Raw genomic sequence first — 20,648 nt, forward strand, 5'->3', positions numbered from 1 at the left:
ATTCGGGAGATTTCAAAATTCAAAACTGACAACTGCTTCATCTTCCTATAAGCAACCCAATTATGATCCAACTTCAATATCGCTGGGTCGTCAATGCAGCCGAAGCCAAGGGACTCATCGAACAAAACGCCGCAACTGTGTTAGATGTACGCCAGCCAATTTCCTGGTTTTTTAGTCATGTTCCTGGTGCGGTTTGGCTGGGATGGTGGCAATTCTTAGAGCGAAAATTCCCACCTAACGGAAAACTGATCAAAGACTCAAAGGTACTCGAAAAAAAACTTCGGGGGTTAGGTATCTGTAACTGTAAACCTGTTATCGTGATTGGCAATCCCCCTAAGAATTTTGGAGAAGAGGGGCGCGTGGTTTGGATGTTACGGACTCTGGGACACCCGCAAGCGGCTTTCGTCAATGGCGGACAGGCGGCGCTAGTTTCTGTGGGAGTTCCCACCGTTTGGGGACTGACTCGTCTAGAACCGGGAGACTTTGTGGTCAAACCTACACCCTTATGGGAGATTCAGCGCCATCAACTGCAAGAAAATTTGACAACTCAAGCCTATGTAGTCATTGATAGCCGTTCACCGGAAGAATTTGCTGGGGCTACCCCTTACTGTGAAAAACGGGGTGGACATATTCCTGGTGCTGTGCCTTTCCATTTCCGGGATTTGCTGGATAAAAAAGGGTACTTACTTCCCCCAGGGGAAATTATTGCCCAGCTACATCAACGGGGATGCGATCGCGATACTCCCATTGCTACCTATTGTACAGGGGGTGTGCGCTCTGCTTTTATTGTCGCGGTGCTAACCGAATTAGGTTATACCTGTGTGAAAAACTATGCGGGTTCGATGTGGGAATGGTCGGCTTATCCGGCTAGAACACATCCATTAAAAAAGTAAAAAGTAAAAGGGAAAAAGCATTCCCTTGAGCGAAGCGAAGGGTAAAAAAAGATATAGACTAACACTATCGATAAATTATGTCATCTTCTGTTTCCATCATTATTCCCACCCTGAATGAGGCGAGTTGTTTAGAACGCACCTTGCGCCATCTCAATGTGTTGACGCCTCCTCCTCTGGATGTGGTTGTGGTGGATGGTGGAAGTGAAGACGAGACAGTCGCGATCGCGTCATCCGCCGGAGTACAGGTTATACTCTCAAAGGACGCTGGACGTTCAATCCAGATGAACCAAGGCGCACAGCAGGCAAAGGGAGAGATTCTCTGTTTTCTTCATGCTGACACATTAGTACCTGATGACTTAATATCACTCATCCAACAGACTTTAACTGACCCAACTGTCGTCTGTGGTGGATTTATCTCCCTGATGGCGGGTTCAAGAACGACGCGCTGGGGAATATCCTTGCATAATTACCTGAAAACTTACTATGCGCCTTTACTTTTTCGACCTCATTTATTTGGTCGAGGATTGCGCCTGCTGTTTGGAGATCAAGTCATGTTTGTTCGCCGCTTCGATTTCTGGGAATGTGGTGGGTTTGATCTCACTTTACAGATTATGGAAGAGGCGGATTTGTGTTTGAAGTTGGTCAAGCGGGGGCGAATTCGTTTAGTAAATCGAGTGGTTCAGAGTTCTGATCGGCGGGTGGCACGTTGGGGCTCGCTGAAAGCGACGGCGATTTATATTTATGTGGGTTTCTTGTGGGGTTTGGGGATGCCTGCACCTTATCTGAAAAAATTTTATGAGGATATTCGCTGATCGTTAAGCGTCCAGTCGTAATCTAGGTAGATAATGGGAGTATGAGACGCGATCGCAATCTCGGTTTTCAGATAAGCGCGGATATAATCGGGGATTGAGTTAGCGACTTTAAGAAAATCATCCCCGTACCATTTAAAGATGCGACTACAATAAAGGGTTTGACTAGATAGATCGTATCGAACTTTATTGGGATTATTAATAAAGCGGCTGGCGTCTTCCTCTAATTGGCTGCGTACTGATTCTGTCCAATAAGCACCAGGACGAAGCAAGGGACAGCCAATCGCCGCACAAACCAAGGCAAAATGAATACGGGGTTCGTTGAATTCGCGACGAAGGATTTTATGTTCGATTTGATTGAGGCTGTAACGGCGACTGGGTGGCAAAGGATGGCTGAAGAACCAGAGAAATGCCAACCAGTTTTGGATACCGAAAATCCGGGGTAAGATAGAATTTATTGGGTATCGTGCCAAAACGGAAGCAATCACAAAGGCATTGTAGAGGTTGATCCACAGCGCTAATTTTTCATCGGGATGGGAGAGAGATTTGGGATTGAGTTGTTCTACAGTCTTTAGCCAATTCATCAGGGTTTGGTATGACTGCTGTGACCAATCCTGATAATTGACGCGACCATTTTCATCAACGTACTGGCGTAAAAGTTGATCCAAAACTGTAAAATCAATCATTGTTAAGTGTCGGTTTTGTAACTGATTCAATTGTCAGGGTCTAGGGGTGGGTTTAGAGATTAAATTTAGTTTATTAGCAATAACTGATCAACAAAACCCGCCCGGATTCAATTGCCTTTTGTGACCAAAAACACTCCAACGGCAATCATTACACAGCCTGCGGCAGTGTTTATTCCTTTTCTTATTTTGGAACTCATCAGTAATCTTGCTTTATCCGCCATGAATGCATAACCCAGTTTTACACCGCCTACAGCCACTGTAGTAATGCCTATAATGATGCTAGTATCAAGATAAGATAGTTTAGAAATATCAATAAAAGCTGGAAAAAAACCCAGATAAAATAAAGTTGCTTTTTGATCGGCTAATGTAATAGACAATCCGGCTATAAAACTGGACAGCCAAGAGGATGCTGTAACTGCCTGCGTCTCCACGTTATTCAACTTTGATCGACATAAGCCTATTCCCAACACTATAATATAAGCGCCACCCAGATACTTGATTAGGACAAATAAGCCCCCCATTGTTCCAGCAAGAAGTGATAAACCCCAAATGGCTATTATTATGAAAATAATGTCACCCACTACTATGCCTATCGTTGTGAAAACACCATGAATAAATCCAGATGTAGCTGCTCTGGTGGAGACAGCCAATACACTAACACTCGGAATAGAAGCTAGCACAACCATCGCACTAAATAACGCAATAATGGTGCTAAATGTCATACTGCTTTTCATTAGTTTTAGCCAATTGAGATGAGATCCCCAACGTCTTGAAGAAGTCGGGGATCTGGGTAGAATTTGGGTATCGGATATCACGCCCTAAGATTTAGGATGACTGATTTAGGAACGCCTCGATCGCGTCGGCGGCGAGATGGCTAATCGGCTTACCTTGACTCGCGGCGGCGTCTTTGAGACGGCTGTAAAGATCATCGTTGAGGGAAATCCGATGTCGGGTTTTCTGGGTAGGTTTGGCAAAGACGTAATTGGCAGAATACTCCCGAATCGCATCAAAACCCACGCGATCGCAAAAATCCCCGAAACTTTCCCCAAGTTCGCGCTGTTGCTTGAATTGCATCAACATAGGTTCGAGGAAGGATTCGAGTTCTTCAATCGGCAGTTTTTCGATATAGGCTCGTGCTAACCTTGTCTGATCCGGTGAACCTCCTAACCAAATTTCGTATTTTCCTGGCGCACTCCCGACAAATCCTAATTCTGCCATGTAAGGTCTGGCACATCCATTAGGACATCCAGTCATGCGGATGACAAAATGCTCATCCTTTAACCCCAACTTGTCCAACAGCACCCGAATCCGCTCGGTAATACTCGGAATTACCCGTTCTGATTCAGTAATGGCTAAGCCACAGGTGGGTAGGGCTGGGCAAGCCATGGAATAGCGGACTAAGGGTTCGATACCCTCTGGGGTGATTTGAACCCCGTGTTGGTTGAGAATCTGTTCAATGGTTTGCTGCTGGTCCTTTTCAATCTCATAAAGAATGGCATTGTGGTTGGGTGTCATCCTCATGGGTAGGTCAAATTGCTTGACAATTTCCCGTAGGGCTGTTTTGAGTCGGAAATTGCCCTCATCTTTAACTCGACCATTCTCAATGGAAATGCCTAAAAATAGCTTACCGTCTCCTTGCTCGTTCCATCCCAGATAGTCTTTATATTTAAAGGCGGGGAGGGGTTTGTAGGCGGCTAGGGGTTTACCAAAGTACTCCTCAACCTTAGCGCGGAACTTATCAACGCCCCAATCATTGATCAGGTACTTCATCCGGGCATGACGACGACTCACGCGATCGCCATAGTCTCGCTGAGTTGCCACAATGGCTTTGATTAAGTCGAAGATATCATCTTTTGCCACATAGCCAATGGGGTCAGCCATACGGGCAAAGGTTTCTTCTTTATTATGGGTGCGTCCTAAACCACCACCGGCGAGAACATTAAATCCTTCAAGTTCTCCCTGCTGATTCATCATCACCACCAAGCTAACGTCTTGGGTGTAGAGGTCAACCGAGTTATCGCCCGGAACGGTAACACTACACTTAAACTTACGGGGCATATAATGTTCCCCATAAATCGGTTCTTCTGTATCCGAGAATATCGTACCGTTGCCATTACGCTGACGCGCCGCTTTCACCTCTGGGGCTTCTTCAGCGCTAATTGCCTTTTCCCCATCCAGCCAAATTTCATAATAAGCGCCCGTCTGAGGGGTTAATAAATCGGCAATTTTATCGGCATACTCCCAGGCATATTGGTAATCAGGACGAGTCTTGAACGGGGCGGGAGGTGCCATGACATTGCGGTTTAAATCCCCGCAAGCGCCAAGGGTTGAACCCATATTGCGGACAATGGCGGCGATGGTTGCCTTTAAGTTCTTTTTGAGAATGCCGTGAAGCTGAAAACCTTGGCGAGTGGTGACTCGCATGGTATGGTTCCCGTATTCATCGGAGAGTTGATCGAGTGTCAGATAAAGTTGGGGGGGGATAAACCCGCCGGGAGAACGGGTTCGCAGCATGAACTGATAGTCTTTTTCTTGCCCTTTAATCCGGTTATCGCGGTTGTCTTGCTGGTAGGAACCGTGAAATTTAAGAATTTGTACCGCATCGCCACTGAAGTGGGTGGTGTCTTCCAGCAACTCGCTGGCTACGGGTTCGCGTAAGAAGTTACTGCGTTCTTTTATGCCTTCAAGCTTAGACGTTTTCTGTACAGAGGGATTCTGAGATACAACCATGGATGCTATAAGTCCGAACGGATCAGCTATATTACCGTAAATCTATCGGGATTACGTTGAATACTCTGATCCTAATACTTGGGTCATCGGTGTGGGTGCGACTTTGATATAAATTAAGATTGTTGTCTTTGCTGGCGGTGCCTGTGCGATCGCAAATAAGATGCTAGTCTAGCACACGCTTGTCCGGAAGACCTACTGAAAGTTGGTGGGTAATGCCCCCCTACGGTATATCAAATTTCTCAATCTCTTTTCTACTCAGTCCTGTTACTTCTGTGATGGTGTCAATATCAGTCCCTTTTTGTTTGAGTTTTCTCGCTACGTTAATCTTTTCTTGCTGTTTGCCCTCCTCAATTCCCTCCAATCTTCCCTCTGAGCGCGAACCTTCTATCAGGCTAACTTCATAGCGCCGATTTTCCATAAATCTTAGGTAGTTCGCTCTTTCTTCTGCACTCAAGCTATCGACGAGTAAATTTTCCTTCGCTTCCGCTAACCCTTGGGCGGTAAATTCCTCTTTGATTTGGCTCTTTTTCAAAAAATATATCCATTCATCTAAGGGAGTCTTCGCTACCTCGTTAAAGTTGTTGACTTTAATCACATAATACTCCGGAAAAATCTCATATACCTCTTGGATATTAAACAACTTCTGCTGGTTTATTGATAGCCCCAACCTGTCCTCTAGATGCAACCCCCGAAAATCTAATATCCCTTTATAAATATAATCCTCCCCCTGCCCCAGAGAAAAGTAAACGACATTGACTGAATAAACTTTTTTGAGTTTACCGTAAGCTTCTCCTTTTTCCAGAAAATCCGTAATTAATCTCGATGTGCCGTAGAGCATCCGATGAAAATAATCTTGCTCTGTATTGTTTTGCACTTCAATCAGAATTAATTCACCCTGGTCATTTTCTGCCAGAATATCGACTCGATTCAGCTTGTCATCCTCGGTTTGTTGATTGCTTTCACCTTCGAGGATTGATTGAATCTTGATGGATTTCCCCAATAACTCGCTGAGAAACCCAGCCAAAACACCATAATTCGCTTTGTTTCTCAGTAATTTTTTAATCGCCCAATCAAATCGGATGTGTGTTTGGGGCATAAGGGCATCAATGGAAACGTTTACCTAATATATTTTGGCAGATTTTCGCCCTCATGATTCATGATAAGCTGAGCAATTCCTTCCGCCTGTTGACGTTGGGGTAGTTCCCCTGAATACCCTTTTTAACTAACGCTGCAAGTAAGTGCGATCGCATAATCGTTTAAGGATACCTGTTCACTACATTCTATCTTGGTGCTAAACGTTAAAAAAGAGAACTCTAAGCGGCACCCTTGAAAATGCCGCTCGCTCAAAAGAAATCAGGGCTTCTTCGGGTTCAGTTAACACCAAGGGGTAATGCTGTACCCCTAATCGAGCTAAATCCAAATATCGGATGTAGCATCCCCTCCGCTTGATGTTCCCAGCGACCGGCAATGTCAAAGTTTTCATCCAATAGCAGAAAACCACCCGGACCATTCCCTTCACTGTCACCTAGCATGGAGATCATCACCTGACTATTTGCCAGACAATGAACAGTATGGGGCGCACTCAGATTGGTTTTGGCTTTGATTTCTTCGGCTTCGATAACCTTGTGCAGTTTGGGGGCTTTGGGTTCCGCTGTATCCACAATATAAATCCGACTCGAACGGATTCCAGGGATAACTAGAAAGCGGCGGGATTTGTTACTATCATCGTGGCAGGAACTGCAAGCATTCCAGCCGAAGTGGTGCAATTCATCGCCAATGTAGGGCATGGGTAGGCGATGAATCACCTGGGAGTAGGTGGGGGAAGTGGGATCAACATCAATCGTGGCTAAGTAGTCCGGTTCTTCAATTCCCGTTCCCGTATAGAGGGCGATGGTATAGAGAACCGTTTCCCGGTCTGCTTTCATTGCTGCTTCAGGGGAAGCGTAACCGGGTCCACAACAGGCATGGGTCATAGGAAAAAGTTTGATTGTTGATTTTTGATTTTATCCGATATTTGGCTGCAATTTTCTAAATTAACAAGAACTATTTGTTTGTTCACAAGCGCCAATACTCACCCAGGTACTGGCACCATCTGACCAATGTTCTTTTTTCCAGATGGGGGCGTTATGTTTTAAGGTATCAATGGCATATTTACAGGCAGCAAAGGCTTCTGAACGATGGGGACAGCCTACAGCAACTAAGACGCTAATTTCGCCAATTTGTAGGCGTCCGATGCGATGGTGAATGACGACGCGATTGACGTCAGTCCAAGTTTGTCGAATGTCTTGGGCAATGGTGGCAAATACGCGCAATGCCATGGGTTCGTAGGCTTGATATTCCAGTGACACAACGGGTTTGCCGTCAGTTTGGTTGCGGACGGTGCCACTCATGACGACGACTGCACCATTGGCGGGATCGTCGGCGAGGGTATAGACATCGGCGAGGGATAGGGGGGCAAAGGTTATGGCAAAGTTATCATGGGTTTGCGGTTTTTGGGGAGAGGCTATAGACATGGTTACTTTGGGGGTTAACAACGGTAGATGGAGAATATTTTATTTGTACCGCACAGGTGCAGGGAGATTCACCCTTGTGGTCAACAGAAATGACTGACAACCTTGGCAGTAGCGATCGCGCCCTTACTTAACTTAATGGTACGGCTGTCGCCGCAAAGCCCAAACAACCACGTACCAGTAATAAACCTTCAGCCTTGGAACCTTGGAGCCTTGGAGCCTTTCGCTATATGATGAGTCCTGGCATAAAGGTAGCCAGCAGCGAAGCGGTTTGAGCAGGACACAGGGAACAGGGAATCGGCAACCGACAGAAAACTCATAGGTCTATTGTGCTTCTTAGATCCACAACAGCTTATACAATGACCAAAGGATGCCTTAAGCGATGCTAAGCGTGATATAACGATTTGAGGATGGTAGCACTGTGAAGGGCTGCGGTGAGTTTGGGGGAATCAATAATAAGCTGTAGACTAATTTAGCTGATCTCTCGATGACCTATTGATAATTGTGCTTAACAATGACTAACTTATGCGACATCTCCTCCAATACTCATTCTCTTATGTCCAATCTGTTGTTTAACAGCTCTATCCCAGGGTTTTAATGGAAACCTATCTAAATCATCCCACCTTTGGTTTACTTTTTCGTGTTTGCATGGTTGAAGAGAACCAGGAACTGTTCACCACTCTCTACGCCCAGCGCCTATTTTTTTTGGTGACGACTGGCTCGAATGGTTTGGCGTTTGAACCGATTAGTCGGTCAGATGCTCGCCATTTAGTGGAAAATCGTCTCCGCATTCTCCGTCGTATGGGTGCATCCAAAGATTTTGAGCAGCTTCAGAAAATTCATAAGCAAACGTTCCAATGAGCATTAGCCGTTGATTTTTGGATGATTCACTCTCTCTCGTGACTCCCTTATTGCTCATCTCAAATCATGACAGGCTCAATTACAGAACGTATTGCTCAGATTCGCCAACAGCTACCGCCAGACGTGCGGTTAATTGCTGTGACTAAACGAGTGTCGGTAAAGGCAATACGCGAAGCCTATCAGGCTGGCGTGCGAGATTTTGGCGAGAGCCAAGTTCAAGAGGCGGCGGCTAAACAGGAAGAACTTCAAGATTTGCCTGACATTACCTGGCATTTGATCGGACATCTTCAGAGCAATAAGGCGAAAAAAGCCTTAACTCAATTTCAGTGGATTCATTCCTGTGACAGCCTCAAGTTAGCCCAGCGACTGAATCAATTCGCCTCTGAGTTCGCCGTCAGCCCCCAAATCTGTCTCCAGGTCAAAATTATGCCTGATCCCAATAAGTATGGTTGGACGATACCGGAATTGCTCTCGACTCTACCTGAACTGGATCAGTGTAAAGCGTTGCAAATTAAAGGATTAATGACGATTCCACCTTTTGGATTGTCCTCCCAGGAAACTCTGGGTGTCTTTGAGCGGACTCGTGATCTGGCTAATGAAATTGGACAGCAAAATTGGTCGAATTTGCGAATGCAGCAGCTTTCTATGGGAATGTCAGAGGATTATGCCCTAGCGGTTCAAGCGGGTGCAACGATGGTAAGACTAGGGCGTACTATTTTTGGTGAACGTGGGGATTAAGTAGGCGAGGAAGGGAGTGATTAATCAGCATCATGAGTAAGCAACTGCTGTATAGTGCCAAAATAACTCTTATGATAAGTATTGTCTTGTGAGTAATTCCTGGGTATTTTCGCCCCTATGGCATAGAACTACCCGTTTGACTAGAAGCGGGTGTATACTAAGGGCTTACTTTTAACAAGCTCCGGTGGTAGGAAATGTTAAGCGATCGCGGGGTAAGCTAGCCGTTTGCTTGGAGTTTCGGTCTCAACCCGCAAGAGTTAAAGACTTATACCTCAACGAGGGTCGATTCTAGCGCTTCCCCCGACAAATCCTAAAGTTGTGATGGAGAGTAAATCCAATGAACAATATTTTTAACAAGCTGCGAGATTTTGTGGTTGGTCCTAATGATCCCGAATATGAGTATGAATACGAGGATGTGGATGGAGAGACGTATCAAAATCTCTATCAGCAAGAACCACCTATGCCAGCGCCTGCGGAGGAAGAACGTCCTCCTCGACGTCGGGTTCGGGAACGAACCGTTGTAGGATCGGATTCAGGAATGGGAGCGGTAAACATGAATAATGTGATTGGTATGCCGGGAGCGGTAAACGGTATTTCGGAAGTCGCCGTCATCGAGCCACGTTCGTTTGAAGAAATGCCCCAGGTGATTCAAGCCCTGAGAGAGCGCAAGTCTGTGGTTTTAAATCTAACCATGATGGACCCAGATCAAGCTCAACGAGCCGTGGATTTTGTCGCGGGCGGAACGTATGCGATTGACGGTCATCAAGAGCGCATTGGTGAAAGTATTTTCCTATTTACACCAAGTTGCGTGCAGGTTAGCACTCAATCAGGTGTAATTCACGAAGTTTCTGAACCAACTCGTGCGTCACGTTCAACGCCTCCTCCGAGTTGGACATCTGAGCCGGAGCGGATGGCTCAGTAATCTAATTAAAATTGTCGAGAATCGAATGTCCGTTCATTCAAGGAAGGGTGGGTGTCTATCAAGCTTGGCATAATCGGCGGTGGGGTAATGGGAGAAGCGATCTTATCTCGCCTAATCGCTCAGCAAGTTTATCGCCCTGATGATGTGCTGGTCAGTGATCCCCAAGCACAGCGACGAGAGGTTTTGAGGCAACTGTATGGGGTGAGAGTGACCTCTGATAACGGGGCGGCGGCGGAAGCGCTTGAGGTTTTACTATTGGCAGTTAAACCTCAAGCGCTTCAGGCGGTAGCGAGTAGCTTGGTGTCGAAATGGGGCGCTACCCCTCCCCATCCAGAGAACCTGCCTCTAGTAATTTCGATTTTAGCGGGTGTGTCTCTCAGGAAACTTGAAGCCGTATTTGAGCATCAGCCAGTCATTCGGGCGATGCCAAATACGCCAGCAACTGTAGGAGCAGGAATAAGCGCGATCGCACCAGGAAAAACCGTCACCCCGAAGCACCTGGAGGGGGCAAAAACCATTTTTGGCGCGGTGGGCGACGTGGTAGAGGTGTCAGAATCCTTAATGGATGCGGTAACCGGATTATCGGGATCGGGACCTGCTTATGTGGCAATGATGATTGAAGCCTTAGCCGATGGGGGTGTAGCCGCCGGACTACCGAGAGCGATCGCGTCTAAATTAGCTCTTTCCACGGTATGGGGAACCGCACAACTGTTGCAGGATAAACAAATCCACCCCGCTCAACTTAAAGATCAAGTGACGAGTCCGGGTGGCACTACAATTGCTGGAATTGCTAAATTGGAGCGTGCCGGTTTCCGTTCAGCACTTATAGAAGCCGTACAAGCCGCTTATCGGCGCTCTCAACAATTGGGTCAATAGGAATCGTCATTTGTCATACTCGCTCCCGAAAAGAAGCAAGCTAAGTCATTCGTCATACTTGCTCTTCGAGAAGCAAGCTAAGTCATTCGTCATTTATTTTATAGACGATGCCGCCTCAGTATTCTTGGATCATTCCCATCTATAACGAAGAAGAAACCCTCCGGGAAATGTATCGTCGGATCAGCGCTGTCGCCGATCGCATGGATGGTCTTGTAGAATTCATTTTAATTAATGATGGCAGTCGCGATCGCTCAGTACAGATTATCCGAGAACTTCACCAGCAGGACAAGCGAGTCTGTTATCTGAGTTTGGCACGCAACTTTGGGCATCAGATTGCTGTAACGGCAGGTCTGAATTTTGCCCGGGGTCAGGTTATTGTTGTCCTAGATGCGGATTTGCAAGATCCACCCGAGTTAATCCCAGATATGGTGGAAAAGTGGCGACAAGGCTATCAAGTGGTTTATGCTCAGCGCATTAAACGTCGTCAGGAACGTGTGTTTAAGCGCTTCACTGCTTATGTATTTTATCGTCTACTCAAGTCTCTCGCCGAGGTGGATATTCCCACAGATACGGGTGATTTTTGTTTAATGGATCGGCAAGTTGTTGATCTGCTCAATGCCATGCCCGAACAAAACCGCTACATTCGAGGCTTGCGATCGTGGGTGGGTTTTCGGCAAACCGCTATTCGGTTTGAACGTGATCCCCGTTTTGCTGGGGACGTTAAATACACATTTCGTAAATCCTTGGCGTTAGCAGTGAACAGTTTAGTCTCATTCTCTAAAGTACCGTTACGATTATCCACCTATCTCGGATTGCTGTCGGCGGCGTTAGCTTTATTCATGTCGGTGTTAGTCCTGTACTGGCGTTTAACCTCACCCAATTCCCCCTTAACAGGATTTGCCACGATCGCGATCGCCATTTTCTTTCTGGGATCGGTGCAGCTCATCAGTATCGGTATATTAGGGGAATATATTGGGCGAATTTATGAAGAGGTCAAAGCCCGACCCCTTTACACCTTAGCAGAAGTGGGTGGTTTCCCTGAGCAATCTAGATACCCAACCTGTTAATTTTGTCAATATTTTATAATCAAAAACTATTCCCCTTGAGTAGGCAAAAAAAATATAAAAATAATTTTAGTTTACCTAAAAATTATTTACGTCTATAGCCTGAACTTTGGTCATTATTCACGCAACTTTGATTTATATGGAAATCCCATATCGGTAGCTGAGCCCCTTCGCTTCCCTAAAGGGCAGGCTAATGACAAAGATGCGATAGTGCAAGCCCCTGCGCCTTCAGCCGGGGGAGTGTCAATGATTACTGGATCGATACTCTAGGGCGTAGTACTATCAGGATGAGTGTTGCCCTGTCTTTCCCAGATACCCTGTGATTACCAACTCCGTTGATGCAATTCTTAACCGCGCCCTAGCTGGTGAAGACATTTCTCCAGATGATGGCGTTATTCTCCTGGAGCAAACTGAATCGGCTGCTGTGGCGGCGATTCAGGAAACGGCTGATCAATTGCGCTACCATCAGGCTGGCGATCGCGTCACCTACGTGATTAACCGTAATATCAACTTTACTAATATTTGTACTCAGCACTGTAGTTTCTGTGCCTTCCGCCGCGATGCGGGTACAGAGGGTGCGTATTGGTTAGATTGGGGGCAAATTCTGGAAAAGACGGGGGATGCGGTACAACAGGGGGCGACGGAAATTTGTATGCAGGGGGGTTTAAACCCAGAGGCAAAAATTAAGGGTGCGGCTTTACCCTATTATCTGGAATTGGTGCAAACCATCAAGCAAGCATTTCCCCAACTGCATCTCCATGCCTTCTCCCCCCAGGAAGTCCAATTTATCGCTGAACAAGATGGATTGAGTTATGCTGAGGTGATTACCGCACTACAAGACGCTGGGGTTGGTTCAATGCCTGGAACAGCAGCTGAGGTTTTAGATGATGAGGTGCGGCGCATCCTTTGTCCGCAAAAGACGAATACGGCAACCTGGTTAGAAATTGTGGGAACGGCACATCGATTGGGAATGCCCACAACCAGCACCATGCTTTCGGGTCATATTGAAACCAAGCAACAACAAATGGGGCATTTAGCCAAGCTGCGATCGCTCCAGCAAAGAACTCGCAATCAAAGCTACTCCGGCTATATCACAGAGTTTATTCTACTGCCGTTTATCGGTCAAGATGCCCCTAAACCGCTACGTCAACGTGTGGGGCGAGATCAACCGATTCTCAATGATGCCCTATTATTAACGGCTGTGGCGCGAATTTTCTTGGGTAATTGGATTACTAACCATCAACCAAGCTGGGTGAAATTGGGTCTTGCTGGTGCGAAAGAAGCCCTCAGATGGGGCTGTAATGACATTGGCGGCACGTTAATGGAAGAACATATCACCACCATGGCAGGCGCTCAAGGGGGAACCTGTATGGAAGTTGAGACGCTTCAGGACGCGATTCGTTCGCTAGGGCGTCCCTACCAGCAACGAGATACACTTTATCGACCGATGCTACAGCAATTTTCAGTTGCATAAGCCCAAAGGGGAAAAAAATTCCGAAAGTAGGGGCGCATAATCGCCTAAACCCTTAATATACCGTAGGGTGGGCACTGCCCACCAGAATAGGAGGAACGTGCCATTCGTTCTAAGATCGATTTTCTGTCGCTTCAACCAGTTGCGCCATAGAACAAGTCAAAATGCTACTATGCACCCCAACCGGGTATCAGGATTGGGTGATGGATTTTACCAAGATACATCTGAGTGAGGTTACAATTGACGGTTGGGTAAAGTAGGAGTGGACAGTCGATGCAGTCTACCACGCCAAAGCGATACAAAGCAATACAAGTTAAAAGCTGGCAAAATATTTGTAACCGAGGGTTTGGATACTTTGAATTCGAGACTCGTCAATCAGTCTGGTTTCATGTCACATCCCTACCTAAAGCAATTAGTCCCTGGTTTAGGCGTGAATCTGATCAGAAACGTCTACTACCTGTTGTATCTTTTATTATTATTGACACAGATAAGGGACAACAAGCCGATGATATCCGCGTAGAATCAGAACCCTCTCTTCAGCTTATCTGGCGCAAAGGAGATGACTATGTTTCTCTAGCTACAGGGAAAAAAGGTGTCATTTTGCCCGGTTATGAATTTGGTCAGAGTGACTTCTTTCACTGTGAAATTTTCCCAATTTTACCCGGTTGTGAAGATGTCAACGGCATTGACTTTCTGGCTATCCCCCATGAATCTTTTATTCTCGGCAAAGATAAAGCAGAAGCAGTAGGAGATAGGCAAGTATTAGCCGATGGTTTGGTTGAGATGTTTCGTCAACCGGATGCTTATTCAATTGATGATCCTATAGTTTGGTTGAAGCAGCAGCTTGAAGAATTTAACCAGAGTTTTGCGTTTTCCCTTTCCCTACATGCCAACACGCAAAACAGCTTAACTCGCTTGCTCCAGGAGCGATACTCGACCATTTGGTTGACGGATAAAGTTCAAAAATTAGCCGTCTATTTTCCCAAAATACAGAAAATCATTTGGTCAGAAAAACAAGAAGAATGGGAAAAGAATAGTATTGCCCTCGACCTCGAATCAGATGGGAATAGAATCTGGCAGTTTGCTTTATGGGGACGGGGAACACCATTAGTCAATTTAACTGGACAAGAATTTTCGGATGAAGAGGTTCGGCGTAAGTTTAATGAATTTACGGCAGGAAAAAGAGTGATTGGGCATAATATTAAGGTATGGGACTTAACTATCTTGCGCCAGAAAGGTTGTGATGTTGACAATGTTGATATAGTTGACACTCTTGAGGAAGAGATGAAGCTTTGTCCACTGCGTCTCTGCTATGCACTCAAGACAAGTCACAAAGCTATTGAAGATGCTGAAAAAGTGCTGGAATTAGCTATTAATCAGTACCAACGCAGTGATGAAGCGCCAGAAAGCATTCGCGAAAAAGCTAAACAAGAGTCCGATTCATTTTTCCTCTCAAATGCGAAGAGTATGCAGATAAGCTTAATCAGCAATTCCAGGAAGCGGGACAGCGTAATTTTCGGGTTGGTTTTTATCATGCAGGAATGAAACCCGAAGCCCGCCAGGAAACTGAGGAGGAGTTTCGAGAGGGCACAAAAGTTGTAATTTTGGCAACCAAAGCATTTGGGATGGGCATAGATGTTCCTAATATTCATTTTGCCTTTCATTTACAACCGCCGGATTCACTAGAAGACTACCTGCAAGAGATTGGAAGAGCTGGGAGAAACGAGCAGAAACGGCAAGATGCTGAACTTCGAGATGACAAAGTACGCTGCATTCTCTTCTACAGTAAAGAAAGCTTTGCCAAGGCGCGATCGCAGCTGCAGAGAAACCGCTTACACTGGAGTGATGTTGAGGCAATGCGAGTCGCGATCGCGGATTACCAAACCCAATTCGTCAACCCATCCCATTCTTTGATTATCCCGGCTGATCTGATTACAGAATCCGATTCGCTAAAAGATAAAACGAATCCGGAAACAACTCAGCGAATGTTGCTGCATTGGCTAGAAAAATTAGAGCGAATCGAGTTGGGCGATCGGGTAGTTTCCCACGTTGACCTATCATTGGGAGTCGCTAACCTGTCAACTCACTCCAGCTTAGGTGAACGGATACGTGATCGGGGAGGGACAACAGAAAAGTGGGTCAGTCTTTCACTATTGGACATTCAAACCTGCTTAAATCTCAATAGTTTTAGTGAGGTTTTTCGGGAACTGTTTCGACTGCATCAACAAGAGATCATTTGTTGGCATCGTCATTTCCGCATCAAAATGACAAAATTTGGTCAAACGGAAATGGCAAGTGACAAAGATAAGTTATGGTTGAAAGCTTATCAATTCCTATTGCAGTTAATCGGTGAATGGCGACAAAAAAGCTTGAATGTGAAAATAAGTCAATCTGACATCGAAAAAAGGTTGACTCAGAAAGCTAGTGAACTTTTCCCCCGATCGAATGAGTCACCCACTCCAGAGGAACGGCGTTTCCTCAAATCTTGGACTCCGATGGTACGTTTACTCAATAAATTAGATGGCATTAAAATACGCACTCGTTTAGAGCGAGATATTATTTATGATATCCGAATTCAGTCGAATGATCTGGACAAGGAACTCGATCAGATTAATAAAATTTGCCAACAGATTTTACTTCTAATCAAGCAAGAACATGAACAACAAAAGACCATTAATCTGGGTAACTTGATGCAAGCCGCCGCAATCGATAATCCTGACCGTTTAAAAGCCGCTCTGTACTGGCTCAGAAGTCTGGGTTATATTGCTTATCAGCAGGATTTTCTGCCAACTTCACTCAGCGTTAAAATACAAAAGCGATTTACTGAAGCTGTTTTAGAAGAAAACATAAATCAATCTGATAGTCAGATTCAAGAAGACTTTAATAATTACTTTTTACTCAAGGAATGGCGATTAAATGCCTTGGCAACACTAACAGAAGTTCCGGAAAGCCATCAACGTGAGTTCATAAAAGACTATTTTGCTTGTAAAAATATTGCCGAAATTCAAGACATAATTTTGAACCAATTATCTGGCAATAGTCGATTGGGTCAACAACTTCGCCAAGACGCTTTTAAGAAAGCGATAGCCGAATTAAACAAAGAGCAAAAGGAAATTGTTGAGGCTTGTCCGAGAAACTCTCTCATTGTCATAGCTGGACCCGGTACAGGTAAGACGAAAACACTGTTGCTATGTGTGGCTTATCTGATTGTAGAGCAACGGGAAAATCCGGCAGATCTTCTTGTGCTGGCATATAATGCAGCCGTCGTTGCCGAATTGCGATCGCGCCTAAGCCGACTCCTCCGTGATTTAGGCTATGCTAGCGCTTATGGGAGTCTCCCTATCTACACATTTCATGGCTATGTCCGCCGCACTTTAGGCAATCAGTTGGATGAAAATTGTTCTCTAGAAGACTATCCAGCAAAGTATTTGGAAATCACGGAAACGAATAAAAGCCTAATTAGACCCGATAGTCGTGATGCTCCTCATTATATTTTTATTGATGAATATCAGGATATAACTCAAGAGCGCTATGAAATGCTCAGGCGGATCAAAAGTGACAATACTAAACTGATTGCCATTGGGGATGATGACCAAAGTATATACGGATACGATCGCAAAAATGGGAAAGAATCTAAGTCATCTGTTTCTTATTTTAAACGGTTCGAGCAAGAGTTTGACGCCCACAAAAAAAGTTTGTTTATAAACTATCGGGCACTCTCACCACTTCTCGATGTAACCGAAGCATACATCAGCCGAAATTGCCATCGTTTGCGACAAAACCAACTTCAATCTGGACGTAGGGATGAAGAGACATTAACAGGAGAAGTGAAGCTAGAAAAAGCGAATAATGCTCATCTTCAAAAAATTCTCGAAGCAATTGATGAGCTATTAAAGCGTCCTCATCTTTGTTCTCTTGCCGTTCTCTTCCGGACTAATCCTGAACTTTACCGCATCTTAGGTGATATTCGAGATCGGTTTAGTAAAAGAACTTATATTAGAGTTCAAGGTGGGCGAGAGCGGTTTGCTGATCTACGTGAAGTCGCTGTTTTGTTGGATCAACTCAAACAAAACCCGGAACAGAAAATTGGGTCATTCGCAGTAAACATCGAAGAGCGCACTCAGGAGTGCCTGAAACCGTATCAGGGAGTATGGAGTAAAAGCTCCTATGAATTTTTGGAAAAAGCGGCTTTATCATTTGAGGAGAGCTATTCTCCTGATACACCGATCTCAGAATTTATTGAACAGATTGAAGATATTCGCCATCTGAGCGAACTCACCTGGTTTTCTAAGCAATATCAACAGCAAAATCAGCCAGGAAAGCCAGAGATTATACTCTCAACCATTCACAAAATTAAAGGATTAGAGTTTGATGCTGTACTAATTCCGGCTGCCGATTGTAGTAAAGATATTTCGGACAAAGAGGAGATTGAAGAAGAACGACGGGTGCGTTATGTTGCCATGACACGAGCGCGGGATTATTTGTATTTAATCGAGGGGGAGCGTGAAGAACGATTAGCCGCAGGACAGCCTATTAAGGCTAAGGAAAATGGGCAGCTAGGGTTAAAGTTTGATTCAGGTGACAGTTATGTAACTAATAATGAAGTAATGTTTACTCTTTTCAACTTCGCTAATGATAACTATGCTAGATTTAAGACGCAGCGAGAACTCACAAACGGAAAGGGTCAGGGGTTACAGGATTTAATTTTCCAGCAAATCGGTGAAGGTGATCCATTAGAATTAATTTGGGACAGGGGAAGAAACCAAAGCTATTACCATCTTTTTCACCCGATACTGAGAACCAAAATTGGCAGAGTTACGCCAGAAAACTCCACCTACATTCGGCAATGGTTCCCCAACCAGAATGGCTTACAATTACAAGGTATTCGCGTAACTAGCATCTCGCGTTTTCGTGTTCCCAAGGAAGGCGAAAATGGATTTAAATTCAACCAGAATCTGTGTCAATCCGTGTTGGCGCAGGGATATTACTACATCGTCAACTGTGCTGGATACTTACGATCTGAGGATGATTTCTAGCCCCACATTCGATAACAGATGTAAGAAATTTGACCTAGGGAATTAATTCAAAACCCTGTCCGACTAGCAAGGGCGAAGGATCAAGTAGGGGCGGGTTTAGTCACATCAGGGTGAAGTCAAAAATGATAGTGGTAAAACCCGCCCCTACACAGGCGCCAGATCCCATTAGCGAAACGAAGGGTCAAAACACCTCTCCCCTGCTAAATTAGCAATAACACTGCAAGCGCGATCGCGTCGGTTCATGGTCAAAAAAAATAAACTCCTTCCACGATTAGCGTTGACAACAGTCGTTGTGCTGATTAGCGGGAGTGTCATAGCCTATTCTCTGTTCGTACAACGTAATCTCTGGCTAGAAAATGCACCAGTGGGGGCAAAACTCGTCCCTCAAGACACCCTGATCACCGCATCGGTGTCTACAGATCCCGATAAATGGCGACAATTGCAGCAATATGGAACACCCACCACTCAAGCCACGTTGAGCAAACAACTCGCCCAACTTGAGAAAAGCCTGCTAACAGATAATGGCTACGACTACCAGAAGGATATCCAACCGTGGGTAGGGGAAACGGTAATGATTGCCTATCGGGGTGATAGTACATCTGCACCAGAAACAGAACCGGGGCAAACCTCTTCTGTCGGATTACCGTTTATCAAACTCCCCGACTTGATCCTCTTACCCATTGACAACCCCGCCCAAGCCAGACAAATCTGGGATAAAACCAAGTCTCAGAAAGTCACCCAATTTGGCGAGAGAAGCTATCGCGGGGTTCAAATTCGCCAAACCCAAAAGTCAAATAGTCAAAACTATTCTGTCGCCGTCTTGGAAAGTTTTGTCGTGGTTACGTCAAATCCCCAAACCATGAATCAGGTGATTGACACCTACAAAGGTGCGGCGTCTGTGGCGGCTACACCGGGATATATTGAAAATTTGGCTAAAATTGACACCGCCCAGGGGTTTGCTCAAGTGTACTTGAACCTACCCGTCTTTACCGCAACCGCCGCCGCCAACTCCACGCGGGAGCTTCTCCCGGAACAAATAGCCGAAAGCCAACCCCAGCAAGGGCTGGCGACAACTCTATCCTTAGAGTCTGATGGGATACGTTTTCGCGGGATTTCTTGGCTCAAACCCAATAGCCAAAACACCTATCCGGTAGAAAATACCAGTAGCCGCTTACCCAGACGCCTCCCCGCCAATACCCGATTAATGCTCAGTGGTAGTAATTTAGCCCAATTGTGGAACAGTTATGCCCAAAACGCCCCGTCTAATCCCCTGATCCCCATTCCCCCGGCGAATCTAAGTGCGGGTGTACAGACAATCTTGGGTTTAAATGTCCAAGAAGATTTATTACCCTGGATGGCGGGGGAATGGGTAATCGCTCTCATCCCCGCAACTGAGGATTTGCTCATCCCGCCAGAAAATCAGCCGCCGACAACCCTAGGGGCGGGTGTAGCCTTAATGATTTTATCGAGCGATCGCGCGGGTACAGAAAAAGCTTTCCAGCAGCTTGATCAAGTCATGGAAACTCGCTATCAGTTTACCGTTGAAAACACCCAACTCAATAGTCAACCTGTGGTGCAATGGATCTCTCCCCTAGGGGGCGTAACCGCTACCCATGGCTGGTTAGAAGGAAATATCGCTTTCCTCACCTTCGGCGCACCCATTGCTAATGCCATTGTCCCTCAACCTCAAGCCCCCTTGACTCAAACGCCCCTATTTCAGCAAATCGTACCCACAAAACCTAGCCCCCATAACGGTCAAGTTTTCATTGAGGTTGAGCGTACCTTAAATCAAGATAATTTAAATCTGCCTCAACTTCCCCCTCAACTCAATGAGATGATTCAGGCAATCCGTGCGATCGGTTTTACGTCGGCAGTTGAAGATCAGAGTGAAACACGCTTTGACTTATTTGTCAAGCTAAAAACAATACTACCGTCCAATCAAGTTCCGGTTCCTCCATCCCCAATCCCCAAGAATCCAGAAAATCGTTATGATTAGGTTTTTCGCCTCTCGTCAAAGGCAGCAATCCCGATAGGATAATAGTAACGCGGCAA

General features: G+C 45.6%; 16 protein-coding genes and 1 pseudogene. 11 read left to right on the forward strand and 6 right to left on the reverse strand.

The genetic code is table 11. The annotated features are described in order from the left end of the window. Positions 1-62: 62 nt before the first annotated feature. Both ACLGGO_RS02945 and ACLGGO_RS02950 read left to right on the forward strand, forming a co-directional pair. On the forward strand, positions 63-893 hold the full coding sequence (locus ACLGGO_RS02945; protein WP_446418213.1) for a sulfurtransferase: 831 nt from the start codon (positions 63-65) through the stop codon (positions 891-893). 77 nt (positions 894-970) lie between these two features. After that, a complete protein-coding gene (locus ACLGGO_RS02950) occupies positions 971-1,705 on the forward strand; it encodes a TIGR04283 family arsenosugar biosynthesis glycosyltransferase (protein ID WP_446418214.1) in 735 nt (244 codons plus the stop codon). Here the strand turns inward: ACLGGO_RS02950 and ACLGGO_RS02955 are convergent. From ACLGGO_RS02955 to ACLGGO_RS02980, 6 genes and pseudogenes are all read right to left on the reverse strand, one after another. Continuing rightward, entirely contained in the window at positions 1,687-2,388 is a 702-nt protein-coding gene (locus ACLGGO_RS02955) for a DUF547 domain-containing protein (RefSeq protein WP_446418215.1), read from the reverse strand. The genes ACLGGO_RS02950 and ACLGGO_RS02955 overlap by 19 nt on opposite strands. Positions 2,389-2,495: 107 nt before the next feature. Continuing rightward, the gene (locus ACLGGO_RS02960) at positions 2,496-3,110 is read right to left on the reverse strand and encodes a LysE family translocator (RefSeq protein WP_446418216.1); all 615 of its coding nucleotides are present in this window, start codon (positions 3,108-3,110) and stop codon (positions 2,496-2,498) included. A gap of 103 nt (positions 3,111-3,213) precedes the next feature. Next, on the reverse strand, positions 3,214-5,118 hold the full coding sequence (sir, locus tag ACLGGO_RS02965) for a sulfite reductase, ferredoxin dependent (protein WP_446418217.1): 1,905 nt from the start codon (positions 5,116-5,118) through the stop codon (positions 3,214-3,216). A gap of 220 nt (positions 5,119-5,338) precedes the next feature. Continuing rightward, positions 5,339-6,214 (reverse strand): Rpn family recombination-promoting nuclease/putative transposase, encoded by an 876-nt coding sequence (locus ACLGGO_RS02970; protein ID WP_446418218.1) that lies wholly within the window; start codon positions 6,212-6,214, stop codon positions 5,339-5,341. Positions 6,215-6,551: 337 nt separating this feature from the next. Then, positions 6,552-7,091 (reverse strand): annotated as a pseudogene (locus ACLGGO_RS02975) (selenium-binding protein SBP56-related protein); the annotation flags it as partial. A gap of 60 nt (positions 7,092-7,151) precedes the next feature. Next, a complete protein-coding gene (locus ACLGGO_RS02980) occupies positions 7,152-7,631 on the reverse strand; it encodes a molybdenum cofactor biosynthesis protein MoaE (protein WP_446418219.1) in 480 nt (159 codons plus the stop codon). Between the two features lie 594 nt (positions 7,632-8,225). Between ACLGGO_RS02980 and pipX the strand changes: the two genes are divergently transcribed. The 9 genes from pipX to ACLGGO_RS03025 all read left to right on the forward strand — a co-directional run bounded on the left by pipX (position 8,226) and on the right by ACLGGO_RS03025 (position 20,592). Beyond that, on the forward strand, positions 8,226-8,489 hold the full coding sequence (pipX, locus tag ACLGGO_RS02985) for a transcriptional coactivator PipX (RefSeq protein WP_446335876.1): 264 nt from the start codon (positions 8,226-8,228) through the stop codon (positions 8,487-8,489). A gap of 66 nt (positions 8,490-8,555) precedes the next feature. Then, on the forward strand, positions 8,556-9,227 hold the full coding sequence (locus ACLGGO_RS02990; protein WP_446335877.1) for a YggS family pyridoxal phosphate-dependent enzyme: 672 nt from the start codon (positions 8,556-8,558) through the stop codon (positions 9,225-9,227). Between the two features lie 337 nt (positions 9,228-9,564). Beyond that, the gene (locus tag ACLGGO_RS02995; protein WP_446335878.1) at positions 9,565-10,149 is read left to right on the forward strand and encodes a cell division protein SepF; all 585 of its coding nucleotides are present in this window, start codon (positions 9,565-9,567) and stop codon (positions 10,147-10,149) included. Between the two features lie 51 nt (positions 10,150-10,200). After that, on the forward strand, positions 10,201-11,025 hold the full coding sequence (gene proC / locus ACLGGO_RS03000; RefSeq protein ID WP_446418220.1) for a pyrroline-5-carboxylate reductase: 825 nt from the start codon (positions 10,201-10,203) through the stop codon (positions 11,023-11,025). Positions 11,026-11,132: 107 nt separating this feature from the next. Next, positions 11,133-12,092 carry a glycosyltransferase family 2 protein gene (locus tag ACLGGO_RS03005; protein ID WP_446418221.1) on the forward strand — a complete coding sequence of 320 codons (960 nt, stop codon included), beginning with the start codon at positions 11,133-11,135 and terminating at the stop codon, positions 12,090-12,092. 316 nt (positions 12,093-12,408) lie between these two features. Next, positions 12,409-13,563, forward strand: a complete 1,155-nt coding sequence (gene cofH / locus ACLGGO_RS03010; RefSeq protein WP_446418222.1) for a 7,8-didemethyl-8-hydroxy-5-deazariboflavin synthase subunit CofH — start codon at positions 12,409-12,411, stop codon at positions 13,561-13,563. Positions 13,564-13,833: 270 nt separating this feature from the next. After that, positions 13,834-15,105, forward strand: coding sequence for a hypothetical protein (locus tag ACLGGO_RS03015; protein WP_446418223.1), 1,272 nt, complete (start codon positions 13,834-13,836; stop codon positions 15,103-15,105). Next, positions 15,003-18,596, forward strand: coding sequence for a UvrD-helicase domain-containing protein (locus ACLGGO_RS03020; RefSeq protein WP_446418232.1), 3,594 nt, complete (start codon positions 15,003-15,005; stop codon positions 18,594-18,596). Before ACLGGO_RS03015 ends, ACLGGO_RS03020 begins: the two co-directional genes overlap by 103 nt. Before the next feature lie 277 nt (positions 18,597-18,873). Continuing rightward, positions 18,874-20,592 carry a DUF3352 domain-containing protein gene (locus tag ACLGGO_RS03025; protein ID WP_446418224.1) on the forward strand — a complete coding sequence of 573 codons (1,719 nt, stop codon included), beginning with the start codon at positions 18,874-18,876 and terminating at the stop codon, positions 20,590-20,592. The last annotated feature ends 56 nt before the right edge of the window (positions 20,593-20,648 follow it).

The sequence above is a fragment of the Coleofasciculus sp. genome, assembly GCF_046565525.1.
Taxonomy (GTDB): domain Bacteria; phylum Cyanobacteriota; class Cyanobacteriia; order Cyanobacteriales; family Coleofasciculaceae; genus Coleofasciculus.